This is a genomic window from Stenotrophomonas sp. T8 (assembly GCF_051853085.1).
GTDB lineage: Bacteria > Pseudomonadota > Gammaproteobacteria > Xanthomonadales > Xanthomonadaceae > Stenotrophomonas > Stenotrophomonas sepilia.
Genome location: NZ_CP195329.1, coordinates 3,078,590 through 3,102,831 on the forward strand (window position 1 = coordinate 3,078,590; position 24,242 = coordinate 3,102,831).

Annotated in this window: 19 protein-coding genes; 8 read left to right on the forward strand and 11 right to left on the reverse strand. The window is 67.4% G+C overall.

Annotated features, from left to right (window positions below; all coding sequences use genetic code 11):
- Positions 1-144 precede the first annotated feature (144 nt).
- Positions 145-855 (forward strand): glutathione S-transferase, encoded by a 711-nt coding sequence (locus ACSDHM_RS14355; RefSeq protein WP_072167656.1) that lies wholly within the window; start codon positions 145-147, stop codon positions 853-855.
- Positions 856-1,052: 197 nt separating this feature from the next.
- On the opposite strand, the gene ACSDHM_RS14360 is transcribed toward ACSDHM_RS14355, so the two are convergent.
- From ACSDHM_RS14360 to ACSDHM_RS14375, 4 genes are all read right to left on the reverse strand, one after another.
- Positions 1,053-2,657, reverse strand: coding sequence for a hypothetical protein (locus tag ACSDHM_RS14360; protein ID WP_439426342.1), 1,605 nt, complete (start codon positions 2,655-2,657; stop codon positions 1,053-1,055).
- A gap of 302 nt (positions 2,658-2,959) precedes the next feature.
- Positions 2,960-4,678 carry a thiamine pyrophosphate-dependent enzyme gene (locus tag ACSDHM_RS14365; protein ID WP_439426343.1) on the reverse strand — a complete coding sequence of 573 codons (1,719 nt, stop codon included), beginning with the start codon at positions 4,676-4,678 and terminating at the stop codon, positions 2,960-2,962.
- A gap of 126 nt (positions 4,679-4,804) precedes the next feature.
- The gene (locus ACSDHM_RS14370; protein WP_072167653.1) at positions 4,805-5,659 is read right to left on the reverse strand and encodes an SH3 domain-containing protein; all 855 of its coding nucleotides are present in this window, start codon (positions 5,657-5,659) and stop codon (positions 4,805-4,807) included.
- A gap of 36 nt (positions 5,660-5,695) precedes the next feature.
- Positions 5,696-6,178 (reverse strand): DUF3574 domain-containing protein, encoded by a 483-nt coding sequence (locus ACSDHM_RS14375; protein WP_439426344.1) that lies wholly within the window; start codon positions 6,176-6,178, stop codon positions 5,696-5,698.
- A 214-nt stretch (positions 6,179-6,392) separates the two neighbouring features.
- Here ACSDHM_RS14375 and ACSDHM_RS14380 point away from each other — a divergent pair, with 214 nt between their 5' ends.
- From ACSDHM_RS14380 to otsA, 4 genes are all read left to right on the forward strand, one after another.
- Positions 6,393-8,828, forward strand: coding sequence for a TonB-dependent receptor plug domain-containing protein (locus tag ACSDHM_RS14380; RefSeq protein WP_088497232.1), 2,436 nt, complete (start codon positions 6,393-6,395; stop codon positions 8,826-8,828).
- Between the two features lie 207 nt (positions 8,829-9,035).
- Complete coding sequence (otsB, locus tag ACSDHM_RS14385; RefSeq protein ID WP_061480563.1) at positions 9,036-9,794, forward strand: trehalose-phosphatase; 759 nt, start codon at positions 9,036-9,038, stop codon at positions 9,792-9,794.
- Between the two features lie 41 nt (positions 9,795-9,835).
- Positions 9,836-11,617, forward strand: coding sequence for a glycoside hydrolase family 15 protein (locus tag ACSDHM_RS14390; protein ID WP_072167689.1), 1,782 nt, complete (start codon positions 9,836-9,838; stop codon positions 11,615-11,617).
- Positions 11,614-12,978 (forward strand): alpha,alpha-trehalose-phosphate synthase (UDP-forming), encoded by a 1,365-nt coding sequence (gene otsA / locus ACSDHM_RS14395; RefSeq protein WP_061480565.1) that lies wholly within the window; start codon positions 11,614-11,616, stop codon positions 12,976-12,978. The genes ACSDHM_RS14390 and otsA overlap by 4 nt, the downstream gene beginning before the upstream one ends.
- A gap of 70 nt (positions 12,979-13,048) precedes the next feature.
- On the opposite strand, the gene ACSDHM_RS14400 is transcribed toward otsA, so the two are convergent.
- From ACSDHM_RS14400 to rluD, 4 genes are read right to left on the reverse strand one after another with little or no spacing between them, the layout of a single operon-like run.
- Positions 13,049-13,486 (reverse strand): thiol-disulfide oxidoreductase DCC family protein, encoded by a 438-nt coding sequence (locus ACSDHM_RS14400; protein WP_072167650.1) that lies wholly within the window; start codon positions 13,484-13,486, stop codon positions 13,049-13,051.
- Positions 13,461-13,967: a DUF4166 domain-containing protein gene (locus ACSDHM_RS14405; RefSeq protein WP_227837960.1), complete on the reverse strand. Its 507-nt coding sequence runs from the start codon at positions 13,965-13,967 to the stop codon at positions 13,461-13,463. Before ACSDHM_RS14405 ends, ACSDHM_RS14400 begins: the two co-directional genes overlap by 26 nt.
- Before the next feature lie 20 nt (positions 13,968-13,987).
- Entirely contained in the window at positions 13,988-14,758 is a 771-nt protein-coding gene (pgeF, locus tag ACSDHM_RS14410) for a peptidoglycan editing factor PgeF (protein ID WP_227837958.1), read from the reverse strand.
- Entirely contained in the window at positions 14,758-15,747 is a 990-nt protein-coding gene (gene rluD / locus ACSDHM_RS14415; protein ID WP_080376926.1) for a 23S rRNA pseudouridine(1911/1915/1917) synthase RluD, read from the reverse strand. Before rluD ends, pgeF begins: the two co-directional genes overlap by 1 nt.
- 113 nt (positions 15,748-15,860) lie before the next feature.
- Between rluD and ACSDHM_RS14420 the strand changes: the two genes are divergently transcribed.
- Together ACSDHM_RS14420 and ACSDHM_RS14425 are read left to right on the forward strand one after the other, a co-directional pair.
- Complete coding sequence (locus ACSDHM_RS14420) at positions 15,861-16,748, forward strand: outer membrane protein assembly factor BamD (protein WP_032960726.1); 888 nt, start codon at positions 15,861-15,863, stop codon at positions 16,746-16,748.
- A gap of 190 nt (positions 16,749-16,938) precedes the next feature.
- Positions 16,939-18,141 carry a lipase family protein gene (locus ACSDHM_RS14425; protein WP_439426345.1) on the forward strand — a complete coding sequence of 401 codons (1,203 nt, stop codon included), beginning with the start codon at positions 16,939-16,941 and terminating at the stop codon, positions 18,139-18,141.
- 114 nt (positions 18,142-18,255) lie between these two features.
- Here ACSDHM_RS14425 and ACSDHM_RS14430 read toward each other — a convergent pair whose 3' ends face one another.
- The 3 genes from ACSDHM_RS14430 to sucC all read right to left on the reverse strand — a co-directional run bounded on the left by ACSDHM_RS14430 (position 18,256) and on the right by sucC (position 22,186).
- Complete coding sequence (locus ACSDHM_RS14430; RefSeq protein ID WP_065178926.1) at positions 18,256-19,890, reverse strand: NAD+ synthase; 1,635 nt, start codon at positions 19,888-19,890, stop codon at positions 18,256-18,258.
- Between the two features lie 226 nt (positions 19,891-20,116).
- Complete coding sequence (gene sucD, locus ACSDHM_RS14435; RefSeq protein ID WP_005418610.1) at positions 20,117-20,992, reverse strand: succinate--CoA ligase subunit alpha; 876 nt, start codon at positions 20,990-20,992, stop codon at positions 20,117-20,119.
- A 24-nt stretch (positions 20,993-21,016) separates the two neighbouring features.
- A complete protein-coding gene (gene sucC, locus ACSDHM_RS14440) occupies positions 21,017-22,186 on the reverse strand; it encodes an ADP-forming succinate--CoA ligase subunit beta (RefSeq protein WP_005418614.1) in 1,170 nt (389 codons plus the stop codon).
- A 407-nt stretch (positions 22,187-22,593) separates the two neighbouring features.
- Here sucC and ACSDHM_RS14445 point away from each other — a divergent pair, with 407 nt between their 5' ends.
- Positions 22,594-24,207 (forward strand): sensor histidine kinase, encoded by a 1,614-nt coding sequence (locus tag ACSDHM_RS14445; protein WP_088497229.1) that lies wholly within the window; start codon positions 22,594-22,596, stop codon positions 24,205-24,207.
- Positions 24,208-24,242 lie beyond the last annotated feature (35 nt).

Here is a 24,242-nt window from a genome sequence, read left to right on the forward strand (position 1 = left end):
TGGAGAAGGTGTGACCCCACCGGTTCCAGCCGGTTCCCCGTCTGTTCCGCTGCCGTTCGGCTTCGGCCCGCGCCAAAGCCGCGCTCACGCCTGCTTTGCATGCCCCGCGCGACGCTGTGGGTCTTTTCATGTGGAGGCACTGCCATGCAGTACGCGCTGTATTACTGGACCGGCATCCAGGGCCGCGGCGAGTTCGTGCGCCTGGCGCTGGAGGATGCCGGCGCCGACTACATCGACATGGCGCGGGTGCACGGCGATGCGGTGATGCAGCCGTTCCTGGAGGGCCACAGCGAAGGCCCGCAGCCCTTCGCGCCGCCGTTCCTGAAGGCCGGTCGCCAGGTCATTGCGCAGGTTGCCGCGATCCTGGACTTCCTCGGCCCGGCGCTGGATCTGGTGCCGCAGGCCGCATCGCGGCGGATGCAGGCGCTGCAACTGCAGTTGACCATCGCTGACCTGGTGGCCGAAGTGCATGACACCCATCATCCGATCGCCGCATCGAAATACTACGAAGCGCAGAAGACCGAGGCCAAGGCACGTGCCGCGTCGCTGCGCAGCGAGCGCCTGCCGAAGTTCCTGGGCTACTTCGAACGGGTGCTGGCCGCCAACGGTGGCCGCCATGCACTGCGCGAGCATTCGTATGTGGACCTGTCGCTGTTCCAGCTGCTGAGTGGGCTGGACTACATGTTCCCGCGTCGCATGCAGGCACTGGCGCCCACACTGCCCCTGCTGCGCGCGCTGCAGGCGCGGGTGGCGAAGCGGCCGAACATCGCCGCCTACCTGGCCTCGGAACGGCGGCTGGCGTTCAACACGAATGGCATCTTCCGCCACTACCCGGAGCTGGACGCCGAGCGGTAGTGCCGGCCGCTGGCCGGCAGAGCGCGCTGTGAGCATTCGCCGCCCGCAACACGCCCCTGTAGAGCCGAGCCATGCTCGGCTCAGCGCAGCCGAGCGCAGGCTCGGCTCTACAAGGCGGCAGAAGCAGAAGGGCCGGCAATGCTCCGGCCCTTGGATACCCATGAGCATGCCGGCCAGCGGCCGGCACTACCGTGGGGTCAGCTGTTCCCACCCAGCGGCTTCACCGGCTGCTTCTGCAGCGACAGCAGGCCCAGCAGCAGCGCCAGGGCCACGTAGGCGCCGGCAAACTGCAAACTGATGATGCGCGCCAATCCTTCCAGGTCCCACGGCAGGTAGATGCCGCCGCGCGGATCCACCGAGTGGATCAGCCCGAACAGGGTCAGTACCGCCGCCACCAGCAGGAAGCCGCAGGCACGGCGCAGGCGGCCATCGACCATCGCCGCCACCGCCGAAATCCACAGCATCGAGGTGATGATGAAGCCATTGCCCAGGGTGAAGATCACCGCCAGCTCCGGCAGGCCGTGGCCGTCGAGCTTGGTCAGCAGCTGGGGCAGCTGATCCGGTGCGATCCAGCCGGGTGCCTTGATCGCCAGCAGGTAGGCCACCGAAGGCAGGAAACCGAACACCATCGCGCCGGTATGGTGGCGCGGCGTGGCCTGGAAGGCCTGGGTGGTGATGTCGATGGCCACGTACACGATGATCGGTGCCAGCACCGCCAGCGGCAGCCACTGCACCAGCCCGGAGATGATGCCGAGCATGCCGCCGATGCCGACGAACAGGCCGGTCAGCAGCGTATAGCCGCTGCGCGCGCCCATGTGCTTGTACGCCGGCTGGCCGATGTACGGCGTGGTCTGCGCGACGCCGCCACAGACGCCTGCCACCAGCGTAGCCACCGCTTCCACCAGCAGGATGTCGCGGGTGCGGTAGTCATCGCCGGCCGCACGCGCGCTTTCAGACACATTGATGCCGCCGACCACCATCAGCAGGCCGAACGGCAGCAGCAGCGGCAGGTAGGTCATCGCAGTGGGCAGGCCGTCGAGGAAGCCCAGCGTCGGCAGCGGCAGCACCACCTGCGGCGGCACCCACTCCGGCACATGGAAGCCCGGCGCACCCAGCCCGGCCAGGCCCAAGCCGTAATACAGCACGGTGCCGAACACGAAGGCCAGCAGCACGCCCGGGCCACGCACCGGCAGCTTCCCCTTGGCGATCAGCACATACAGCAGCAGGCCCAGCGTGGTGAAGCCGACCAGCGGCGAGCGCAGCGTTTCCAGCAGCGGCAGCAGGCCCATCAGCACCAGCGCGATGCCGGCAATGGAACCCAGCAGCGCGGCACGCGGCAGCGCGCGGGTGACTGCTTCACCGAAGAACGACAGCACGAACTTGAGCACGCCCATGATGACCAGCGCCGCCATGCCCAGCTGCCAGGTGGCGATGCCCGCCGCGTGCGGGTTCATGCCCTGCTGCTTGAACGCGATGAAGGCCGGGCCAAGCACCAGCAGGGCCATGCCGATGCTGGTGGGGGCATCCAGGCCGAGCGGCATGGCGGTGACGTCGTCACGGCCGCTGCGCGCGGCCAGCCGGCGTGCCATCAGGGTGTACAGCAGGTTGCCTATCAGCACGCCGAAGGCCGTGCCGGGGAACATGCGGCCGAACACCACGTCGGCGGGGAACTGGAAGATCCCGACCAGGGCCATGGCGATGAAGCCGAGGATGGAGAGGTTGTCGACGACCAGGCCGAAGAAGCCGTTGAAGTCGCCGGCGACGAACCAGCGACGCGGTGCGGCGGAAGCGGGAGCGGACATGGAAGGGGCGGTGGGGGGTGGGGAGCGCCGATGGTAGGCCCAGCGGGGCCTGGGCGCCAATTCCGCGGTGGAATGATGGGTTCCAGCCAACGGCGGCGCCCCTCATGGCTGGGCGCGGGTAGAGTCGACTGTTAGTCGACTGGCATTGCCAGTTGGGCCGGTCGGGTAGGCTGCGCAGGGGTCGCCGCAACCGGACCCACCCCGCCATCCCACGGATACCCAGCTGTTGCTGTTGCTGCTGATGTTGCCGGCCAGCGGCCGGCCCTACCTCGGGTGCAGGGCGCAGCCCTGCATCGACCACCTCACTTCTTCAGGAAGTTGTCCACCAGCAGATGCTTCACGTCGTCGAAGCGACCGTTCAACACCGCCTTGGCCGCATACAGCGCCGTGCCGGCGACCTGCTTGGCCTCGATCTGCGGCGGCATCACCAGCTCGGCGCGACTCGTGTGCACGTCCAGCAATGCCGGGCCGCGCTGCGACAGGAAATCCTGCACCGCTTCCTCCAGATCCTCGCTGCGGGTGACCGTGCGGCCATGGAAGCCGATCACTTCGGCCAAGCGGCCGAAGTCCGGGTTCTTCAGGTCGGTGTAGTTGTCCAGAAGGCCTTCCACCTTCTGCTCCAGCTCGACGAAGTTCAGCGAACCATTGTTGAACACCACCACCTTGATCGGCAGGTCCTCCTGCACCGCCGTCAACAGATCACCCAGCAGCATCGCCAGGCCACCATCGCCGGACAGCGAGATCACCTGCCGGCCGGGGAAGGCCTTCTGCAGCCCCAGCGCCTGCGGCATCGCGTTGGCCATCGTTCCGTGCAGCAGGCTGGTCAGCGTGCGGCGGCGGCCGTTGACGCGGATATGGCGCAGCACCCACACCATCGGCGAGCCGCCGTCGGCGGTGAACAGTGCATCCTCGGTAGCGTGCTTCGAGAGCAGCGCGGTCAGGTGCTGCGGATGGATCAATTCGCCTTCGCCCGGCTGCTCTTCCTGTTCGCGCTTCTTCAGCGCCTTGTCGCGATGCTCGATGCACTCGTCCAGGAAACTGCTGTCCTCGCGCGGCGGCAGCATCGGCAGCAACGCATCCAGCGTCGGTGCGATATCGCCGACCACGCCGAGGTTCACCGGGTGGCGGCGGCCAAGGTGGCTGCCATCGCGGTCGACCTGGATGATGGTGGCCTTGTCCGGGTAGAACTGGCCCCAGGCGAAGTCGGCGCCGAGCAGCAGCAGCGTGTCGCACGCCATCAGCGTGTGGAAGCCGGACTCGATGCCGAAGATGCCTGTCATGCCCATGTTGTACGGGTTGTCCGGCTCGACGAAATCCTTCGCGCGCGAGGTATGCGCGATCGGGGCCTGCAGGCGCCGGGCCAGTTCCAACAGCTGTGCGTGCGCGCCCTGGCAACCGGCACCGGCGTAGATGCCGATGCGCTTGCCCTGCCCCAGCAGCTCGGCGATGCGCTGCAGTTCGGCGTCGGAGGGGCGCAGTACCGGCTGGGTGTAATGCACCGAGAACGGCACATCGTGCTTCACCTCGGCCTGGCTGATATCGGCCGGCAGGATCACCACCGCCACGCCACGGCGGCTGATCGCGGCCTGGCAGGCCAGGGCCACCACGCGTCGCGCCTGCTCCGGGCTGTGCACCTGCTCGCAGAACACCGTGCAGCTGCCATAGACCGACTTGAAATCCACTTCCTGCGGGAATTCCATGCCCAGCTCGCTTGTCACCACCTGGCTGGCGATCAGCACCATCGGCGCACGGTTGCGGTTGCTCTCGAACACGCCATTGATGAAGTGCAGGCCACCGGGACCACAGGAACCCGCGCAGGCGGTCAACTCGCCGCTCACCAGCGAATCGGCGCCAGCAGCGAACGCTGCCACTTCTTCATGGCGCACGTGCACCCAGGCGATCTCGCTGCCATGCATCGCATCAGTCACATGGTTGAGCGTATCGCCCACGATGCCGTAGCAACGGCGGACACCGGCCTGCTGCAGGGCGTCCACCACGATTTCGGCCACGCGCTTGCTCATCGGATACATCCTCGAACGGGGGAACTCCCGAGGCTAGACCCGATGAAGTGATGCCTCCGCAAAAAAAGGGACGGAGGGAACTAACTCGCTTGTGCCGCAAGCGACTTAATTCCCTCCGTCCCCTTTCTAGTCGTTGACGTTGATCCAGCCCAGCACGTCGCCGTGCTTCGGGCTGCGATAGCGCAGCTTCACCCAGCCGTTCTGTTCATCCAGCAGTTCCACCCGATCGCCCTGCACCAGGTAACGCTTGGTGCTGGACGCACCAGGCCGGTCGAACAGGAACAGCCGCGCGGATGCCACGGTGGCCTGCTGGCCGCGCAACGGTCCATCCGGCGGTGCGCCCAGGCCATCGGCAATGGCACTTTCCAACACACGGCCGGCGGGATCATAGGTGCGCCAGACCGCCAACGGCCCGTTCTCTTCGCGTTGTTCCCACTGCAGCGCGGCGTTCACCGTATCGCCCAGCATCAGCACGCTCTCGGCGCGGTACAGATAGAGTGTCGCACCTGCAAAGCGATACTGGTCGGTGTACCACATCGGGCCGCTGCGGCAGCTACTGGTCAGGGTGCGGCTCAGGTGGTCGACCATCAGGCCCATCAGCTCGCCGCAGCTCTCCCTGCCGTGGGTTTCAGCCCGCAGCGCGCGGAACCCGGCACTGGCGGGATCGAACCGGTACACCGCCACCGCTTCGTTGACCATGCCGACCGGGGCGCGTGCAACCAGCTCCGGGTAACCATCGAAATCGACATCTTCGAGCGACCAGCGCGAATGGCCGTCGGCATCCGCCGCGCCGGCCAGCGTCTGCCGCTTGCCCGACGGTGACAGCTGCACGGCAATGCTGCCGTCCTGCAGGGGATCGGCATGCGCCTGCACATGCGCGCCCACCTGGAAGCGTAGCGTTTCGCCCTCGTCCTCCGCCTGCGCCGTCGGTGCCAGCGCGCCGGCCAACACCAGGCCCAGCAGGCATTCCCTGTAGTTCATCGTTGCTCCCTGCGGCACCGCGGCGGCACCTTCAACTCAGAACGATACCTCGACCGGCTGCCGCGACCACAGCACCGACTGATGCCTGGTCTGCTGCTTCCACGCCAGGCGGATCGCTTCGATATCGGCGCGGCGCTGCGGGGTGTCCTCATGCAGCACTACCAGCACCTTGGTGCGCAGGCGGTTGGGCGCGCCATCGCCGCGGAACAGCCACTGGCCATAGGCATCGAACACTGTCAGGCCATCCGGGAAGCGCGGGGTCACTTCCTTGTCCAGGAACGCGCGCCACTGCGCCTCGCTGATGGTGTCGGCCTGCGGGCGGTTGCCGGCGCCCTGCTCCTCGCCCACGCCGAAGTACAGCTCGCTGCGCACCCAGCCGTGCGCGGAAGACGGGCGCGCGGCGTCGCCCTTCAGTTCGGCGGTAGTGGCCGTGGCATAGGCGCTGGGCGCCTGCGATGAGAGGCTGGCGCAGCCGCTGGTGGCCAACAGCACGGCGAAGACGAGGCCAAGGTGTTTCATCGGTACAGCTCCGGGGAAGGGGGACAAGGCGAGCCGGCAGCGTACCGCGCCACCGGCCCGGCGTGCTGATGCCAACCGGGCATCAGCTCATGCCGGACCGGCAGGGGCTTGCATCCGCACCGGTCATCACGCGATGATAATATATCGCTTCATCCGGATGGATGTAAGTGAAACCATCTCCCCTTCCCCCGTCGTCGTTGTTGCTGGAGTCCCCATGTCCGCCCGCCTGCCCGCGTCGCCGCTCGGCCTCGCCATCGCCCTCGCGCTTTCCTCCGCCGCCGCCCCGGCCCTGGCCCAGGACGCCACCAACCTGGATACGGTGATCGTCACCGGCACCCGTGCCGCCGACCGCACCGTGCTCGAATCCACCTCGCCGGTGGATGTGCTCACCGCCGAGGACATCCGCAAGGCCGGCGTGGTCAACGGTGAGCTGGGCAGCGCGCTGCAGGCGCTGCTGCCGTCGTTCAACTTCCCGCGCCAGTCCAACTCCGGTGGCGCCGACCATGTGCGCGCCGCGCAGCTGCGTGGCCTGTCGCCGGACCAGGTGCTGGTGCTGGTCAACGGCAAGCGCCGCCACCACACCGCGCTGGTCAACACCGACAGCAAGATCGGCAAGGGCACCACCCCGGTCGATTTCAATTCGATTCCGGTCAGTGCGATCAAGCGCATTGAAGTGCTGCGCGATGGCGCCGGTGCGCTGTACGGCTCGGACGCCGTGGCCGGCGTGATCAACGTGATCCTCGACAACGGCGGTGACGGCGGCGAGATCGAGGCGAGCTACGGTGCCAACCACACCGACCTCAAGCCGATCGGCCGCACCCTCACCGATGGCCAGACCGGCAACATCAGCGCCAAGGTCGGCACCTCGCTGGGCGAAGACGGTGGCTTCCTGCGCGTCGGCCTGGAATACAAGCACCGCAACGGCACCAACCGCGCCGGCTTCGACCAGATTCCGCCGTGGGACCAGACCCCGGGCAACCTGGCACTGCGGGGCAAGCGCAACTATGTCCTGGGTGATGGCAAGAGCAAGGACATCAACCTGTGGCTGAACACCGAGATTCCGGTGGGCCAGACCTCGACGTTCTACGCGTTCGGTACCTTCAACCAGCGTGACACCGAAGGCGCGAACTACTTCCGCTATCCCGATGGCGATGCCAACTGGAAGCAGGTCTATCCGAATGGCTACCGGCCGATCTCCGAAGGTGAGAACCGCGACGTGCAGGCCGTGGCCGGCGTGCGCGGGCAGTGGGGCGAATGGAGCTACGACGGCAGCCTGGACTACGGCCAGAATGACTTCACCTATCGCCTGCGTGATTCGCTCAACGCCTCGCTGGGCCCGACCAGCCCGACCCGCTTCAAGACCGCCGATTACGAATATGCGCAGACCGTGGGCAACCTCGATCTGAGTCGCGTGTTCACCCAGAACGACAGCATCAGCCACACCCTGGGCCTGGGCGTGGAAGCACGCCACGAGCGCTACCAGACCCGCCCTGGCGACCCGGCCAGCTATGCCGCCGGCCCGTACACCGACCGCCCGACCGGTTCGCAGGCCGGTGGCGGCCTGACCCCGCAGGATGCGGCGCGCCTGTCGCGCGATGTGGCCAGCGCCTATGCCAGCCTGTCCAGCCAGTTCGGCGAGAAGTTTTCCACTGATCTGGCCGCGCGCTACGAGCACAACGACGACTTCGGCGGCGAACTGACCGGCAAGCTCGGCCTGCGCTATGAGTTCACCCCGGCGTTCGCGCTGCGCGGCGCGATCTCCAACAACTTCCGCGCGCCGTCGCTGGCACAGATCGGCTACGAGTCCACCTCCACCGGCTACAACGCAGCTGGCCAGCTGGTGCAGGGCCGCCTGCTGTCGGTCAACAATCCGATCGCACGCGGCCTGGGGGCACAGAACCTGAAGCCAGAGAAGTCGCTGAACACCTCGCTCGGTTTCACCAGCCGCATCGGCGAGCATTTCGACCTGTCGCTGGACTTCTTCCAGATCGACATCGATGACCGCATCGCGCTGTCGGAGAGCATCACCGGCGATGCGCTGACCGACTACGTGGCCGCCAACTACGGCGTCAGCGGCCTGCAGAGTGCCAGCTTCTTCGTCAACGCCGCCGACACCCGCACCCGTGGCGCCGAGCTGGTGAGCAACTGGCGCCAGTCGCTGGGCGATGGCCAGCTGCTGCTGACCGGCACCTATGCATATACCAAGACCACGCTGAAGAACGTGCTGGCCACGCCGGCCCAGCTGCAGGCGCTGGACCCGGATTATGTGCTGTTCGGGATTGAAGAGACCAACACGCTGACCGATGCCACACCGCGTACACGTGGCAGTTTCTCGGCCGCATGGAGCAACGACCATTGGTCGCTGAGCACCCGCGTGAACCGTTATGGCAGCGCCACCCGTGTGTTCAACTTCGGAGACGGCTACATCCCGCGCCAGACCTACCAGGCCGAGTGGCAGCTGGATGCGGAAGTCGAATACCGCATCACCCCGCAGTGGAGCGTGGCCATCGGCGGGCAGAACCTGACCGACAACTATCCGGATCGATCCAACAGCGATATCCACTACTTCGGCAACCTGCCCTACGACGTGCTGTCGCCGATCGGCAGCAACGGTGCGTACTACTACGGCCGCGTCCGCTATACGTTCTGATTGCATTGGACCAATCACTCCCGGTGGGTGCGGACCGTTGGTCCGCACTGCCCGGGTTCCATGCAAGCCTCCCCTTCGTGCCGACCAACGGTCGGCACCCACCGGAGGTGATCGCTCTGGGTGGGTGCCGACCGTTGGCCGGCACTACCCCGATCCGTAGCCTGCCCTCGACCCCACGTACACGCCCACGCTGGCAAGCTGGGCTTCATGGCTGAACCGCTCCCCCTGCGTCCGCCGCCGCCATTGCTGGATGACGCCTGCGCGTTGTTCCTCGATGTCGACGGCACCCTGATCGAATTCGCTGCACGCCCGGATGCCGTGCAGCTGCTGCCGGATGTGCGCGAAGCCATCGGCCGCATCAGCGACCGCCTGGAAGGTGCCGTGGCACTGGTCAGTGGTCGCCCGCTCGAACAGCTGGATCAACTGTTCGCTCCGCTGCAACTGCCTGCTGCGGGCCTGCATGGCCATGAACTGCGTGGGCAGGATGGCCGCGTACTGCGCGACGAACACGACGACGACACCGCCGAATGGCTGCACGCACTGCACCAGCAGGCGATGCGCTTCGCCCACGGCCATCCCGGCGTGCTGGTGGAAGACAAGGGTGTCGGCCTGGCTCTGCACTGGCGCGGCGCGCCGCATGCAGCCAGGGACGTCCGCGCCTTCGCCGACCGCCACGTGCGGGGCCGTGCCAGCTACCGCCTGCAGCCCGGCGACCATGTGGTCGAGTTCGTGCCCGTCGGCACCGACAAGGGCCGTGCGGTGCTTCGGATGATGCAGTACCTGCCCTTCCGCGGTCGCCTGCCAGTGTTCCTCGGCGATGACCTGACCGATGAGTTCGGCTTCGATGCCGCCAACGGCCAGCATGGCTGGAGCGTGCTGGTGGGTGAACGTGAACCCAGCGCGGCGGTGTTCGCGCTGCCCGACATACGCAGCGTGCACGCCTGGCTGCGTGAGAATGCCTATTGACCCGGCCAACCCCTACGGCCGCAACCGAGATGTACCGCGTGATGACCCAACCCGATCTTGATCTGGGCGTGGTCGGCAACGGCAGCTTCGGCGCCCTGGTCGACAAACGTGCCCGCGTTGTCTGGAGCTGCCTGCCCACCTTCGACGGCGACCCTACCTTCTGTGCGCTGCTCGGCCCCAGCCAGCAGACCGGTGGCGACTTCGCCATCGAGCTGGAAGACTTCGCCAGCAGCGAGCAGGAATACCTGACCAACACGGCGATCCTGCGCACCGTGCTGCGCGACGCGCACGGCGGCGAACTGGAAATCCTCGACTTCGCCCCACGCTGGCGCCAGAACGACCGTTTCTACCGCCCGGTCAGCCTGATCCGCCAGGTGCGTCCGCTGGCTGGCAGCCCGCGCATCACCGTACGCGCACGCCCGCTGGCGGACTGGGGCGCGCGCGTTCCGGAATCCACCTGGGGCAGCAACCATGTGCGCTGGGTGCTGCCCGAACACGTGCTGCGGCTGACCACCGACGTGCCGGTGCGCTTCGTGCGCGACGGCCTGCCGTTCGTGCTCAACCATCCCATCCACCTGATCCTGGGCGTGGATGAATCGCTCAACCGTTCGATCAGCGGCTATGTGCAGGAGGCCTTCCAGCGTACCCGCGATTACTGGCGCGAATGGGTGCGCTACCTGTCCATTCCCCTGGAATGGCAGGACGCGGTGATCCGCAGTGCGATCACGCTGAAGCTGTGCCAGTACGAGGACAGCGGCGCGATCATCGCGGCGATGACCACCTCCATTCCTGAAGCCCCCGGCAGCGTGCGCAACTGGGATTACCGCTACTGCTGGCTGCGTGATGCCGCGTTCGTGGTGCGTGCATTGAACCGCCTCGGCGCCACGCGCACGATGGAACAGTTCCTCGGCTACATCTTCAACCTGGCCACCACCGACGGTACGCTGCAACCGCTGTACGGCATCGGCTTCGAAGCCAAGCTGGACGAGGATGAGGTCCCCAGCCTGTCCGGCTACCGCGGCATGGGCCCGGTACGACGCGGCAATCTGGCCTGGGTGCAGCGCCAGCACGATGTCTACGGTAGCGTCGTGCTGGCGTCCACGCAGCTGTTCTTCGACCGGCGCCTGCAGGACCCGGGTGATGCGCACACCTTCGCCCGCCTCGAACCCCTCGGCGAGCAGGCCTTCGCCCTGCACGACGTACCCGATGCCGGCCTGTGGGAGTTCCGCGGCCGCACCGAGGTACACACCTACACCAGCGCGATGTGCTGGGCCGCCTGCGACCGCCTGTGCAAGATCGCCGTGCGGCTGAAGCGCGACGACCGCGCCCACTACTGGCGCACACGTGCCGACACCATCCACGCGCGCATCATGGCCGAATCCTGGAGCGAAGAGCTGGGCCACTTCACCGATACCTTCGGTGGCCATCGCCTGGACGCCTCGCTGCTGCTGCTGGCCGACATCGGCTTCATCGACGCGATGGACGCCCGCTTCATCGCCACCGTCGAAGCCATCGGCCGTGACCTCAAGCATGGCAATTCGCTCTACCGCTATGTCGCTCCGGATGACTTCGGTGAACCGGAAACCAGCTTCACCATCTGCACGTTCTGGTACATCGATGCACTGGCGGCGATCGGGCGCCTGGACGAGGCGCGCGAGATGTTCGAACTGCTGCTGAGGCAGCGCAATCACCTGGGCCTGCTGTCGGAGGATCTGGCCTTCGACACCGGCGAGGCCTGGGGCAACTTCCCGCAGACCTATTCGCATGTCGGCCTGATCACCGCCGCGATGCGCCTGTCACGGTCCTGGCAGGAGGCATCGTGAGTCGTCTGGTCGTGGTATCAAATCGTGTGGCCGTGCCCGGCGAGAACCGCGCAGGCGGCCTGGCGGTCGGCCTGCTGGCCGCCCTGAAGGAGCGCGGCGGGCTGTGGTTCGGCTGGAGCGGCAAGACCGTGAAGGAAGGCAGCGGCACGCTGCACCGGCAGAAGGACGGTGACATCGACTACGTCACCATGGACCTGAGCAAGCGCGAAGTCGATGGCTACTACAATGGTTTCGCCAACCGCACGCTGTGGCCACTGCTGCACTTCCGGCTGGACCTGGTCGACTACGACCGCGGCACCCGCGAGACCTACCACAAGGTCAATGCGCTGTTCGCCGACAAGCTCGCGCCATTGCTGCGCGAGGACGACATCGTCTGGATCCACGACTACCACCTGATCCCGCTCGGCGCACTGCTGCGCGAGCGCGGCATCGGCTGCCGCATCGGTTTCTTCCTGCACATCCCGATGCCGTCGGCCGACCTGCTGCAGGCCATGCCCGATCATCTGCGGTTGTTCTCCGCGCTGTACGCCTACGACCTGGTCGGCTTCCAGACCCAGCGCGATGCCGATCGCTTCCAGACCTACCTGCGCCTGTTCGGTGGTGGCCGCGTGCTCGACAACGGTGAGCTGGAAGCGCCCGGTGGGCGCCGATTCCGCGCGGCGGCCTTCCCGATCGGCATCGACACCGAACTGATCGCGCGCCAGGCCGGCACCGCCGCGACCAAGACCGCAGTGAAGAACCTGCGCAGCAGCCTGCGGGACCGCCAGCTGGCGATCGGCGTGGATCGCCTGGACTACTCCAAGGGCCTGCCCGAACGCTTCCTCGGCTTCGAGCGCTACCTGCAGCGCCACCCCGACCAGCGCGGCTCGCTCACCTACCTGCAGATCGCGCCGGTCTCGCGCGGCGATGTCACCGAGTACCGGCAGCTGCGCAGCCAACTGGAACAGATCGCCGGCCACATCAACGGTGGCCACGCCGAGCCGGACTGGACGCCGCTGCGCTACGTCAACCAGAACTTCACCCATGCCACGCTCACCGGCTTCTACCGAGCGGCGGCGGTCGGGCTGGTCACGCCGCTGCGCGATGGCATGAACCTGGTGGCCAAGGAATACGTGGCCTCGCAGGACCCGGAGGATCCCGGCGTGCTGGTGCTGTCACTGTTGGCCGGCGCCGCCGACGAACTGAAGCAGGCACTGCTGGTGAACCCGCACGACCTCGACGGCGTGGCCGATGCGATCGCCACCGCAGCGACGATGTCGCTGAGCAGGCGCAAGGAACGCTGGCACGCGATGATGGAACATCTGCGCACCTACGACATCAACCACTGGCGCCGCAGCTACCTCGACGCACTCGAAGGCTGAAGAAAAAGGGGACGGAGGGGATTAAGTCGTTTGCGCACAAACGACTTAATTCCCTCCGTCCCCTCTTTCGTCAATCCAGGAACCGCGCGGCCTGTTCCGGTGCGGGTAGATGGCAGGTGTCATGCCGACCGAACCAGCGGTAGCGGTTGCGTGCCAGCGCGCGATACGCCGCATCACGCCAGCCGCGCGGCACGAGCCGCAGCACGCCGGCCAGGCGCCAGGCGCCGCCCAGCCCCGCAAGTACGCGCAGGATCGCATCGGTATCGGTCCAGGCACCCTGTGCGTCCAGCAGCAGGAACGACATCGGGTCCTGCGGATCCAGCCCGTGCGCGCGCAGCATCGCGCTGCCCTTCTGCCCCTGCATCGCTGCAAAGCGGTAGCGCCCCCTGCGGTCGAAACGCAGCAGGAACCGCACCCAGCGATTGCACAGTGCGCACACGCCATCGAACACGATCACCGCGCTGCCAGCCTCGGCGGCAGCGTCACCGCGGTTCGAGCCAACCTTCATAGCGGATCAGGGCTCCGGCCCAGGGCAGCGTCACATCGACCAGGAAAGTGTAGCGCTCGCCCTGCCAGGCTTCACGGCAGCGCACACCGCCGAACCAACGCGTCGGCAGCGGCAGCAGCCCGAACGCCCAGACCCGGCGCACCGACCAGTCGATACCACCGTCGCGGGCCTGCAGCGCGAACTCGAAGCGCACCGCGCCCAGCTGCTCGCGCAGATGCCCGTCGTGCGCCCACAGCCGCGACACCATTGGCCAGCGCCCGAACCGCCGCGCCCACTGCTCGCCCTGCCGGTAGCGGTTGAACGCCACCTCGGTGGGCAGCGCGTCACCGTCCTGTGGCAACCGCGCCAACGCAGCCAGCAGCGGCACCAGCCAGTGCCGCCCCCTCACGATGCAGGCCTGCCCTGCGTAGCGGCGCGGCAACGGCGCGGCATGCAGCGCCTGCACCGGTCCTGCCAGGGTGACGAAGGCCGGCCCCAGCACACGCGCGAACAGCGGCGCAGTCAGGGCGCGATCCAGGCCAGGGTCGCCATGCGCCCGGTGCGACGATCGCGCCGATGCGAATACAGGTCCGGGTCGGCCATCGTCGACACCGTGCCGCCATACACCTGTGCCGGGTCCATTCCCGCAGACTGCAGGCGCTGCCGCGCCAGAGCGAACAGGTCCACCTTCCAGTGTCCGGGACGGGTCACGACGAACGCCCCCTCAGCAGCGGGATCATGGCCGACGAAGGCGTGATAGACCTCCTCGCCGATCTCATAGTCGGACGGCCCGGCGGCCGGGCCCAGCCAGGCCCGCAGCTGCGCCGGCGGCGTCTGCAGGGCGGCCACCGTGGCCTCCAGCATGCCGTCCGCCAGCCCCCGCCAGCCGGCATGGGCCGCGCCCACCTCGCTGCCGTCGGCGGCGGCGAACACCACCGGCAGGCAGTCGGCGGTCAGGATCGCCAGCACCACGCCCGGCACCGAGGTTACCGCCGCGTCGGCCACCGGCTCGCTCGCGCCGGGCACCGGCGGTGCATCGAAGCGCAGCACGGTGCTGCTGTGCACCTGGCGCAGCCAGTGCGGTGCCGAGGGCAGTGCCAACCCCTGCTGCAGCAGCTGGCGGTTGTGCTCCACGTTGGCCGGGGTATCACCATCGGCCGCGTGCCGGTTGCCCAGGTTGAACTGCGCGAACGGCGCCGGCGAGATGCCCGCACCGTGCCGGCGCGTGGTCAGCGCATGGACGCCTTCGGGCGCCGGCCAGTCGGCCTGCAGCAACGGCAGCGCGGCCACCATCACCAGCGGTCCCGCTCGCGGGCGGCGAAGGCTTCGCTGTCTTCGCGCAGCACCTTCAGCAGGTGCAGCATGTCCTCCGGCACCGGCGCGGTGTTGCGCACCGGTTCACCGGTGATCGGGTGCGTGAACTCCAGGGTCTCGGCGTGCAGGGCCTGGCGCTTGAAGCCGCGCAGCGCGGCCACCAGCTCGTCGCTGGCGCCCTTGGGCAGCTTCAGCGCGCCGCCATACAGCGGGTCGCCGATGATCGGATGGCGCACGTGCGCCATGTGCACGCGGATCTGGTGGGTACGGCCGGTTTCCAGGCGGCACTCCAGCGCGGTGTGTGCCCGGAAGCGCTCGCGCAGGCGGTAGTGGGTCACCGCCTCCTTGCCGTCCTCGCGCACCGCCATCTTCAGGCGGTCGCGCGGGTGGCGGTCGATCGGGGCATCGGCAGTACCACCGGCCACCAGTGCGCCCATCACGATGGCCAGGTACTGACGGTGCACGTCACGTGCCGCCAGCTGCTCGACCAGCGCGGTCTGCGCTTCCAGGGTCTTGGCCACCACCATCACGCCGCTGGTGTCCTTGTCCAGGCGATGCACGATGCCGGCGCGCGGCAGCACCGCCACCGACGGATCGCGGAACAGCAGCGCGTTGACCAGGGTGCCGCTGTGGTTGCCGGCACCCGGATGGACCACCAGGCCCACCGGCTTGTTGATCACCAGCAGGTGCTCGTCCTCGAACAGCACGTCCAGCGGGATGTCCTCCGGCTGGGCGTCGGTCTGGGTTTCCAGCACCGCGTTGAGGGTCACCACCTCGCCGCCACGCAGCGGATCACGCGGGCGCACCTGGGCACCGTCCAGCAGGACCTCACCGGCCTTGATCCACTCGGTCAACCGCGAGCGCGAGTATTCGGGGAACAGTTCGGCCACGACCGCGTCGAAACGGCGGCCGGCGGCGGTGTCGGGGACGATGGCCTGGCGGGCCGATTCAGAGGGTTGTTCAGACATGGCAGGGGGCGTTCTTTGAAATTTTGGGGTCCCGGCGGCCGGTTTCAGTCGCTGGACAGGACACTAGGCTATCATCGACCCTTCGTATTCCAGCCGCGTCCCGCCTCGACCCCATGATCCGACGCTCCGCCATGCTCTCCGCGCCCGTCCGCCTCACCGCCCTGCTGCTGGTGCTGGTCATCGCCGCAACCGGCTGCCATCGCGGCGCCAAGAAGGGTGATCGCCCCGATGAAGGCGTGCCGGTCGAACAGCTGTACGAGAAAAGCCACAAGCTGATGCAGGGCGGCAACTGGAGCGGCGCCGAAGCCAGCTTCCGCCGTCTGGTGGCCCAGTATCCGTACGGTCCGTACACCGAGCAGGCGATGATCGAAACCGCCTACGCGCAGTACAAGGCCGGCAAGCACGATGACGCGGTGTCCAGCATCGACCGCTTCATCCGTACCTACCCGACCCACCGCAACATTGCCTATCTGTACTACCTGCGCGGCCTGGCCAACTCCAACCGCAGTACGGTTTTCCTGCGCCGCGTATGGTCGCTGGATGCCAGCCGCCGCGACCTGTCCACGCCGCACCAGGCGTACTCGGACTTCAACATCGTGGTTGATCGTTACCCGAACAGCCGCTACGCCGCCGATGCGCGCCAGCGCATGCTGGAGCTGCGTGACGTGTTCGCCCAGCACGAGCTGGACAACGCCCTGTACTACATGCGCCGCGGCGCCTGGGTGTCAGCCGTCGGCCGCGCCAACTACCTGCTGGAGACCTACCCGCAGAGCGCCTTCCAGTACGACGCCGTGGCCGTGCTGGCCGATTCCTACACCCACCTGGGCAACAAGACCCTGGCCGACGACGCCCGCCGCGTCCTGCAGCTGAACCAGCCGGATCACCCGTGGCTGGAAGGCAAGTGGCCGAAGTACCCGTGGATGATCCGCAAGCTGAACCCGTTCGCCGGCGAGAAGTCCGCCAGCACCGGCCAGCGCAACGCGCGACTGGAAAAGAAGTAAAAGAAGGCCCCGAAAGGGGCCTTTTCTTTGTCGGCAGATCCACGCCATGCGTGGAGGGTTCGTGCGCCCATGGACCACGACACTAGGAATTCTACGAATCCCCGGCGGATGCGACGCCGGTCCCGATCGGCGTAGGCGAGGCCATCCACACTGCGGTGCAACGGCCATCCCGGCCGTGAAGGAGCGCCCCATGACCCCACCGCCCCGCCGTTTCCACCCGCTCGCCTGCATCCTCGCCACTGCCCTGCTGGCGCTGTCCTCGGGCTCCGTGGCGGCTGCCTCACCCGCACCGGGCGATCTGCTGTCTGCTGCCACCTATCGCGCGTCATGGGTGCCGTCCAAGGCCGCCCAGGCCTACAAACTGCACTACCGCACTCCTGATCACCGCGGGCAGCTGGCCGAAGGCACCGGCCTGCTGTACCTGCCCGCCGGCACGCCGCCCATCGGCGGTTGGCCGGTGGTGTCGTGGGCGCATGGCACCCAGGGCATTGCGGATCGTTGTGCGCCCTCGGTCTCCGGCCCCTATCAACCCGAACGCGACGGGCGCTTCCTCGATCGGTTCCTGGCACAGGGCTATGCAGTGGTCGCCGCGGATTATCAGGGCCTCGGAAGCTCAGGCGACCATGCCTATCTGCATGTGCGCACTGCCGCGCGCAACGCCATCGACATGATCAAGGCCAGCCGCCAGTACCTCGGCAACGGGACGCTGTCGCCACGCTGGGTCTCGGTCGGCCATTCGCAGGGCGGTGCCGCCGCGCTCACGGCGGGCCACATCGCCCCCACCTATGGTGGACCGTCGCTGCAGTACCGCGGCAGCTTCACCACCGGCACGCCCACCGCAGTCGAACTGACCGCGCTGGTGATGAAGCCGGACAACCGCACGGCCAATCCTGGCGCGCTCAACGCGTATCACGCGTATCTGCTCGATGGCCTGCTGCAGGTCGCGCCACAGATCGACCGCGTCCTCAGCGACGCCGGCCGCGCCCGTGTGGCCGTGGCACGCGAGCAGTGCCTGGGCGAACTGGCCACCACGCTGGACGGCGCCGACACCGGCAGCATGTTCACTGCACCGCTGGCCAGCGTGCCGGGCATCTGGGCGGTGCTGTACGACTATCTCGGCGTACCGCGCCGCGGCTTCAGCCAACCGCTGATGTTGGGCCATGGCAGCCAGGACCGCGATGTGCCCTACCTGACCACCCTGCTGTACGCCGCTGGCCTGGCCCTGCGAGGCGAGCCGGTCGCGTTCCGGCGCTACCCCGTCGACCACCGGGGCACGCTGGACGCAGCCGCCGCCGATGGCCTGGGGTTCGTACGTGCGCGACTGGGGGACGATCCCTTCAACGACGCTGCGGAAACCGCCGGCCTCGAACAGTTGCTCGACGGAGTCCGGTAGATCCACGCCAAGCGAGGATGATCTTCGACCATCGTGCGGACCAAGATCCGCCCCCACCGGAGAGGGGCCAACGGGTTGCCGGCCAGCGGCCGGCACGACCCGCCAAGCGCTGCCTCAGCCCTTGTAGCCGTTGCTGATCGGGTAGCGCCGCTCGCGGCCGAACGCGCGGCGCGAGACCTTCGGCCCCGGCGCGGCCTGGTGCCGCTTCCACTCGCTGATGCGCACCAGGCGCAGCACGCGGTCGACCACGGCTGCGTCGTAGCCGGCGGCCACGATCTCGCCGCGCGACTGCTCCTGGTCGATGTAGCGGTACAGGATGCCGTCCAGCACGTCATAGGCCGGCAGCGAGTCCTGGTCCAGCTGGTTCTCGCGCAGCTCGGCCGACGGCGGGCGGCTGATCACCGCCGGCGGGATCACCGGTGCGCCGCCCACGGTATTGCGCCACTTGGACAGGCCGAACACTTCGGTCTTGTACAGGTCCTTCAGCGGCGCGTAGCCACCGCACATGTCGCCGTAGATGGTGGCGTAGCCGACCGCGTACTCGCTCTTGTTGCCGGTGGTCAGCAGCAGGCCGCCGAACTTGTTGGCAAGCGCCATCAGGATCACGCCGCGGCTGCGCGACTGCAGGTTCTCTTCGGTCACGTCCGGCGCGGTGCCTTCGAACATCGGCGCCAGCGATTCCATCAGGCCCTTGAACGCCGGCTCGATCGACACAGCCTCAAGCTTCACCCCCAGTGCCCGGCACTGCTCGGCGGCCAGGTCGTTGGACAGGCCGGCGGTGTAGCGCGACGGCAGGCGCACGGCGGTCACGTTCTCCGCGCCCATCGCATCCACGGCCAATGCCAGCACCAGGGCCGAGTCGATGCCACCGGACAGGCCCAGCCACACCTTCCTGAAACCGTTCTTGCGGCAGTAGTCCTGGATGCCACGGGTCACCGCGCGCCAGGCCAGCGCGTCCATGCTCTCGTCGCCGTCGTCCATCCACACATGCGGCATGAAGCGGCGGGTCTCACCGTCATACTCCACCACCAGCCACTGGTCGACGAAGGCAGCAGCGGCCGGGTGCACCGTGCCATCACCATCCGCCACCACCGAAGCACCGTCGAACACCAGCGCATCCTGGCCGCCCACCACGTTGAGGTAAGCGATGGCCGCCCCGCTCTCGCGGGTACGCGCGGCCAGTACGGCGTCGCGCTGGGCGTGCTTGCCACGCTCGTAGGGCGAAGCATTCGGCACCACCACCAGCTGCGCACCCGCGCGCATGGTGTCGGCCAGCGGCTCGGCAAACCACAGGTCCTCGCAGATCAGCAGGCCGACCGGAATGCCATTGACCTCGAACACGCAGCTGCCACCATCCGGATCGACGTCGAAGTAGCGGCGCTCGTCGAAGACCGCGTAGTTGGGCAGTTCGCGCTTGCGGTAGGTCTGCTCGACCAGGCCGTCACGCAGTACGCTGGCAGCGTTGTAGACCACCGCGCCAGCCGCCTGTGGCCAGCCGACCACGGCGGTGATGCCACGGCAGGCGGTGGCGATGCGGGTCAACGCCTGCTCGCACTCGTACAGGAAACCCGGGCGCAGCAGCAGGTCCTCCGGCGGGTAGCCGCTCACCGCCAGCTCGGGGAACATCACCAGCTCGGCGCCGTACTCATCGCGCGCCTGGCCGATCATCTCGATGATGCGCTCGGTGTTGCCGGCGACGTCGCCGACCGGGAAGTCGAACTGCGCCATCGCGATGCGAATCGAAGCCATGGGAATCCAGCCTGTGGTTGCAATGCTTCCATTGTAACGCCGCGCCGTGCGCGCGCCGGGGGCGTTCACTGCGTGGACAGCCCCGGCTCAGTACGCCATGCGTGGATGGGGTTACCGGAACCGTCAGGGCGCCAGACGCAGAAAGGCCGCCCAAAGGCGGCCCTTCTGTTTCAGGCAGCCGGCCAGCGGCCGGCTCTACAGCATCGTCTGCGCGAGGCAGCCGATCTTATTTCACCAGCTTGGCGATGGCAGCGCCCAGGTCGCCCGGCGAACGGACGGTGACCACGCCAGCGGCTTCCATCGCGGCGAACTTGCCTTCCGCGGTGCCCTTGCCGCCCGAGGCGATCGCGCCCGCGTGGCCCATGCGCTTGCCGGCCGGAGCCGACGCACCGGCGATGAAACCGACGACCGGCTTCTTCACATGGTTCTTGATGTACTCGGCGCCGGCTTCTTCTGCGTCACCGCCGATTTCGCCGACCATGATGATGCCTTCGGTCTGCGGGTCTTCGTTGAACAGCTTCAGGCAGTCGACGAAATTCAGGCCGTTGATCGGGTCACCGCCGATGCCGATGCAGGTGGACTGGCCCAGGCCGACCTCGGTGGTCTGCTTGACCGCTTCATAGGTCAGGGTGCCCGAACGCGACACGATGCCGATCTTGCCCGGCTTGTGGATGTGGCCCGGCATGATGCCGATCTTGCACTCGCCCGGCGTGATGACGCCCGGGCAGTTCGGCCCGATCAGCACGGTGTCCGGGTAGGAACGGGTCAGCACGTTCTTCACGCGCAGCATGTCCAGCACCGGGATGCCTTCGGTGATGCAGACGATGACCTTGATGCCGGCAGCCGCAGCTTCCAGGATCGCGTCGGCCGCGAACGGCGGCGGCACGTAGATGACCGAAGCGTTGGCGCCGGTGCTCTGCACGGCGTCGGCAACGGTGTTGAAGACCGGCAGGTCGATGTGGGTGGTGCCACCCTTGCCCGGGGTCACGCCGCCAACAACCTGGGTGCCGTACTCGATCATCTGAGTGGCGTGGAAGGTGCCCTGCTGGCCGGTGAAGCCCTGCACGATCACCTTGGTGTTCTTGTTAATCAAAACAGACATGGGAATTTCCTTCGGTGTCGTGGATCAGGCGGCGTTCTTGACCGCTTCAACGACCTTCTTGGCGCCGTCGTTGATGTTGTCAGCCGGGATGATGGCCATGCCGCTGTCACGCAGCAGCTGCTTGCCCTCTTCCACGTTGGTGCCTTCCAGGCGCACCACGACCGGAACCTTGACGCCCACTTCCTTCACGGCGGCGATGATGCCTTCGGCAATCATGTCGCAGCGGACGATGCCGCCGAAGATGTTGACGAAGATGCCTTCAACCTTGTCCGAGGACAGGATCAGCTTGAACGCTTCGATGACGCGCTGCTTGTTCGCACCGCCGCCCACGTCCAGGAAGTTCGCCGGCTCGCCGCCGTTGAGCTTGATGACGTCCATGGTGGCCATGGCCAGGCCGGCACCGTTCACCATGCAGCCGATGTTGCCGTCCATGGTGACGTAGTTGATGTCCAGCTCCGAAGCGGTCACTTCGGTTTCATCTTCCTGGGACTTGTCGCGCATCGCGACCAGTTCCTTGTGGCGGAAGTTGGCGTTGTCGTCGCTGTTGAACTTGCCGTCCAGCGCGTACAGGTTGCCATCGTCCAGGATCGCCAGCGGGTTGATCTCAACCAGCGCCAGGTCCTTCTCGTTGAAGATGCGGTACAGGTTCACCATGATGTTGGCGAACTGGCCGGCCTGCTTGGCGGTCAGGCCCATCTTGAAGCCGATGTCACGGCCGTGGTAACCCTGCACGCCCTCGACGAAGTCCACGTTCAGGGTGTGGATCTTGTCCGGGGTCTCGGCAGCGACCTGCTCGATTTCCATGCCGCCTTCGGAAGAGGCGATGTAGCTGATGGTGCGGGTGCCGCGATCCACCAGGACCGACAGGTACAGCTCCTTGACGATCTCACCGGCGGTGGTCACCAGCACCAGGTTGATCGGCAGCTCGACGCCGGCGGTCTGGTAGGTGGCCATCTTGGTGCCGAGCATCTTGGCCGCTGCGGCCTTCACGTCGTCGACGGTCTTGCAGAACTTGACGCCGCCAGCCTTGCCGCGGCCGCCAGCGTGGATCTGCGCCTTGACCATCCAGGGGCCCTGGCCCAGCGACTGGGCGACTTCAACCGCCTCGTCCGGGGTCGCCGCGACCTTGCCGGCCGGGACCGGGATGCCGTATTCGGCAAGCAGTTGTTTTGCCTGGTATTCGTGGAAATTCATGCGTCACCGTGGGAATAGGAACGACCGCACGCAATTCCTCAGGGCCCCCTCAAAGAGGCACCGGCACGGACCGCGGCGGGCCCACTATTGTGGCCGAGCCGGCGCCGGGGCGCAAAGAAGTCTGTACAAAACGCCAGACCCGGCCAGATTTCCGCCGTCATTCAGGCAGTTGCGCCCGGGGGCCGGCTGGCCAGCGGTATCCATCCCAGGCCAAATGCGCGATCCGGGCCGCACCGGCGGGCGCCTGCCGGCGGCCCTATACTGGTCAACCAGGGTGTGTAGCGTCGGGGGTGCTCGACGGCTTCCACCGCAAGCCACATCGAAGCGACGTACCGCCCGGCCTCAGGGGACGCCGGGCAGGCCCGCCGCAGATTCCAGACCCAGGCAGCCAGAAGGGGAGTTCCGGCGTGTCACCCAGTGCTTCATTGATCGACCGCATCGAATCGATTCCGCGGCGTGAGCTGTATTTCTTCGCGCTGTACCGGGTGCTGATCGCCTCGGTCATCGCCGCCCTGCTCTACAGCCCGCTGTCGGCCATGGTCGGCGAAGCGCACCACCCGCGGCTGGCCGACACCGTCGCGGCGATCTACCTGGCGCTGTCGCTGCTGGCCCTGGTGATCGGCCGCAACGAACGCTGGCTGCGCCCGATCGTGGTCAGCGGCGTGCTGGTGGACATCGTCGCCGCCACCCTGTTGTCGCATGCCCTGCCCGGTGCCAGCGCCGGCATTTCGATGTCGCTGCTGTTCAACATCGCCGCTGCCGCCACCCTGCTGCCGCTCAGCCTGGGCCTGGGCCTGGCCCTGGCCGCCAGCCTCGCCACCGGCGTGGAATACACTTGGAAGCTGCTGGAAGGTGGCGACCCCACCCGTACCCTGGCCGAACTGGCGATGTTCGCCACCAGCTACCTGGCGCTGGCCTTCATCAGTTACCAGGTCGGCAGCCGCGCGCGCCGCAACCAGCAGCTGGCCAACCAGCGCGGCGATGAAGTGGCCAACCTGTTCCAGATCAACGAGCTGATCATCCGCCGCATGCGTACCGGCGTGCTGGTGGTCGACGCCGACAACCGCGTCACCCTGGCCAACGAGGCCGCCTCGATGCTGCTCGGTGACAGCGACGGCAGCGGCGAAAGCGGCCGCCTGGACCTGGCCAGCGCCGCCCCGGAACTGGCCCGTCGCCTGCAGCGCTGGCGCAACGGCTGGGCCCAGGACGAACTGCCGCTGCAGCTCAACCCCGACCAGCCCGAAGTGCAGCCCCGCTTTGCGCGCCTGCTGGCCGGCAGCGAGCTGGCCCTGGTGTTCCTGGACGACTCCAGCGTGGTCTCGCGCCGTGCCGAATCGCTCACCCTGTCAGCAATGGGACGCTTCTCGGCCAGCCTCGCCCACGAGATCCGCAACCCGCTGGCCGCGATCAACTACGCGGTGCAGCTGCTGGAGGAAGGCACCGGCTTCAACGAAAGCGATCGCCGCCTGCTGCAGATCATCCGCCAGCAGTGCCAGCGCACCAACGGCATCGTCGAAAGCGTGCTGGGCCTGGCCCGGCGCGAGCGCGCCACGCCCGAAAACGTCGACCTGGCCGCCTTCGTGCGCCGCTTCGTGCTGGAGTACAAGCAGGGGCAGACGCTGGAAACCGACAGCATCGAGCCGATCATCAACGACACCTCGGTGCTGGCCCAGGTCGACAGCAAGCACCTCTACCAGGTGCTGACCGTGCTGGTGCACAACGCGCTCAAGTATGGCCGCATCGGCCAGCAACCGGCGCGGGTGCGCCTGCGCGTGGCGCAGCACGAGCGCAGTGCGGTCATCGACGTGATGGATCGTGGCCCCGGCATTCCCGAGAGCGTGGCCGCGCAGTTGTTCCGGCCGTTCTTCACCACGTCCGAGCACGGCACCGGGCTGGGTCTGTACATCGCCCGCGAGCTGTGCCGGGCCAACCAGGCACGGCTGGACTACATCCCGGTGCCCGCCGGCGGCTCCTGCTTCCGCCTGGTGTTGCCCGGCCCGCATACGCTGTTGCCCACCTGATCTCCATTCTGTGCGTCAAACATTTGTCGCTTCCA

What these genes read in the sequence shown, in the direction of transcription:
- ACSDHM_RS14425 (WP_439426345.1), top strand. Translation starts at nt 16,939, where the DNA reads ATGACCCCACCGCCCCGCCGTTTCCACCCGCTCGCCTGCATCCTCGCC.
- ACSDHM_RS14375 (WP_439426344.1), bottom strand. Translation starts at nt 6,178, where the DNA reads ATGAAACACCTTGGCCTCGTCTTCGCCGTGCTGTTGGCCACCAGCGGC.
- sucC (WP_005418614.1), bottom strand. Translation starts at nt 22,186, where the DNA reads ATGAATTTCCACGAATACCAGGCAAAACAACTGCTTGCCGAATACGGC.
- pgeF (WP_227837958.1), bottom strand. Translation starts at nt 14,758, where the DNA reads ATGGTGGCCGCGCTGCCGTTGCTGCAGGCCGACTGGCCGGCGCCCGAA.
- ACSDHM_RS14390 (WP_072167689.1), top strand. Translation starts at nt 9,836, where the DNA reads ATGACCCAACCCGATCTTGATCTGGGCGTGGTCGGCAACGGCAGCTTC.
- ACSDHM_RS14380 (WP_088497232.1), top strand. Translation starts at nt 6,393, where the DNA reads ATGTCCGCCCGCCTGCCCGCGTCGCCGCTCGGCCTCGCCATCGCCCTC.
- ACSDHM_RS14400 (WP_072167650.1), bottom strand. Translation starts at nt 13,486, where the DNA reads ATGAAGGTTGGCTCGAACCGCGGTGACGCTGCCGCCGAGGCTGGCAGC.
- rluD (WP_080376926.1), bottom strand. Translation starts at nt 15,747, where the DNA reads ATGTCTGAACAACCCTCTGAATCGGCCCGCCAGGCCATCGTCCCCGAC.
- otsB (WP_061480563.1), top strand. Translation starts at nt 9,036, where the DNA reads ATGGCTGAACCGCTCCCCCTGCGTCCGCCGCCGCCATTGCTGGATGAC.
- ACSDHM_RS14355 (WP_072167656.1), top strand. Translation starts at nt 145, where the DNA reads ATGCAGTACGCGCTGTATTACTGGACCGGCATCCAGGGCCGCGGCGAG.
- ACSDHM_RS14430 (WP_065178926.1), bottom strand. Translation starts at nt 19,890, where the DNA reads ATGGCTTCGATTCGCATCGCGATGGCGCAGTTCGACTTCCCGGTCGGC.
- ACSDHM_RS14360 (WP_439426342.1), bottom strand. Translation starts at nt 2,657, where the DNA reads ATGTCCGCTCCCGCTTCCGCCGCACCGCGTCGCTGGTTCGTCGCCGGC.
- ACSDHM_RS14370 (WP_072167653.1), bottom strand. Translation starts at nt 5,659, where the DNA reads ATGAACTACAGGGAATGCCTGCTGGGCCTGGTGTTGGCCGGCGCGCTG.
- ACSDHM_RS14420 (WP_032960726.1), top strand. Translation starts at nt 15,861, where the DNA reads ATGATCCGACGCTCCGCCATGCTCTCCGCGCCCGTCCGCCTCACCGCC.
- ACSDHM_RS14365 (WP_439426343.1), bottom strand. Translation starts at nt 4,678, where the DNA reads ATGAGCAAGCGCGTGGCCGAAATCGTGGTGGACGCCCTGCAGCAGGCC.
- sucD (WP_005418610.1), bottom strand. Translation starts at nt 20,992, where the DNA reads ATGTCTGTTTTGATTAACAAGAACACCAAGGTGATCGTGCAGGGCTTC.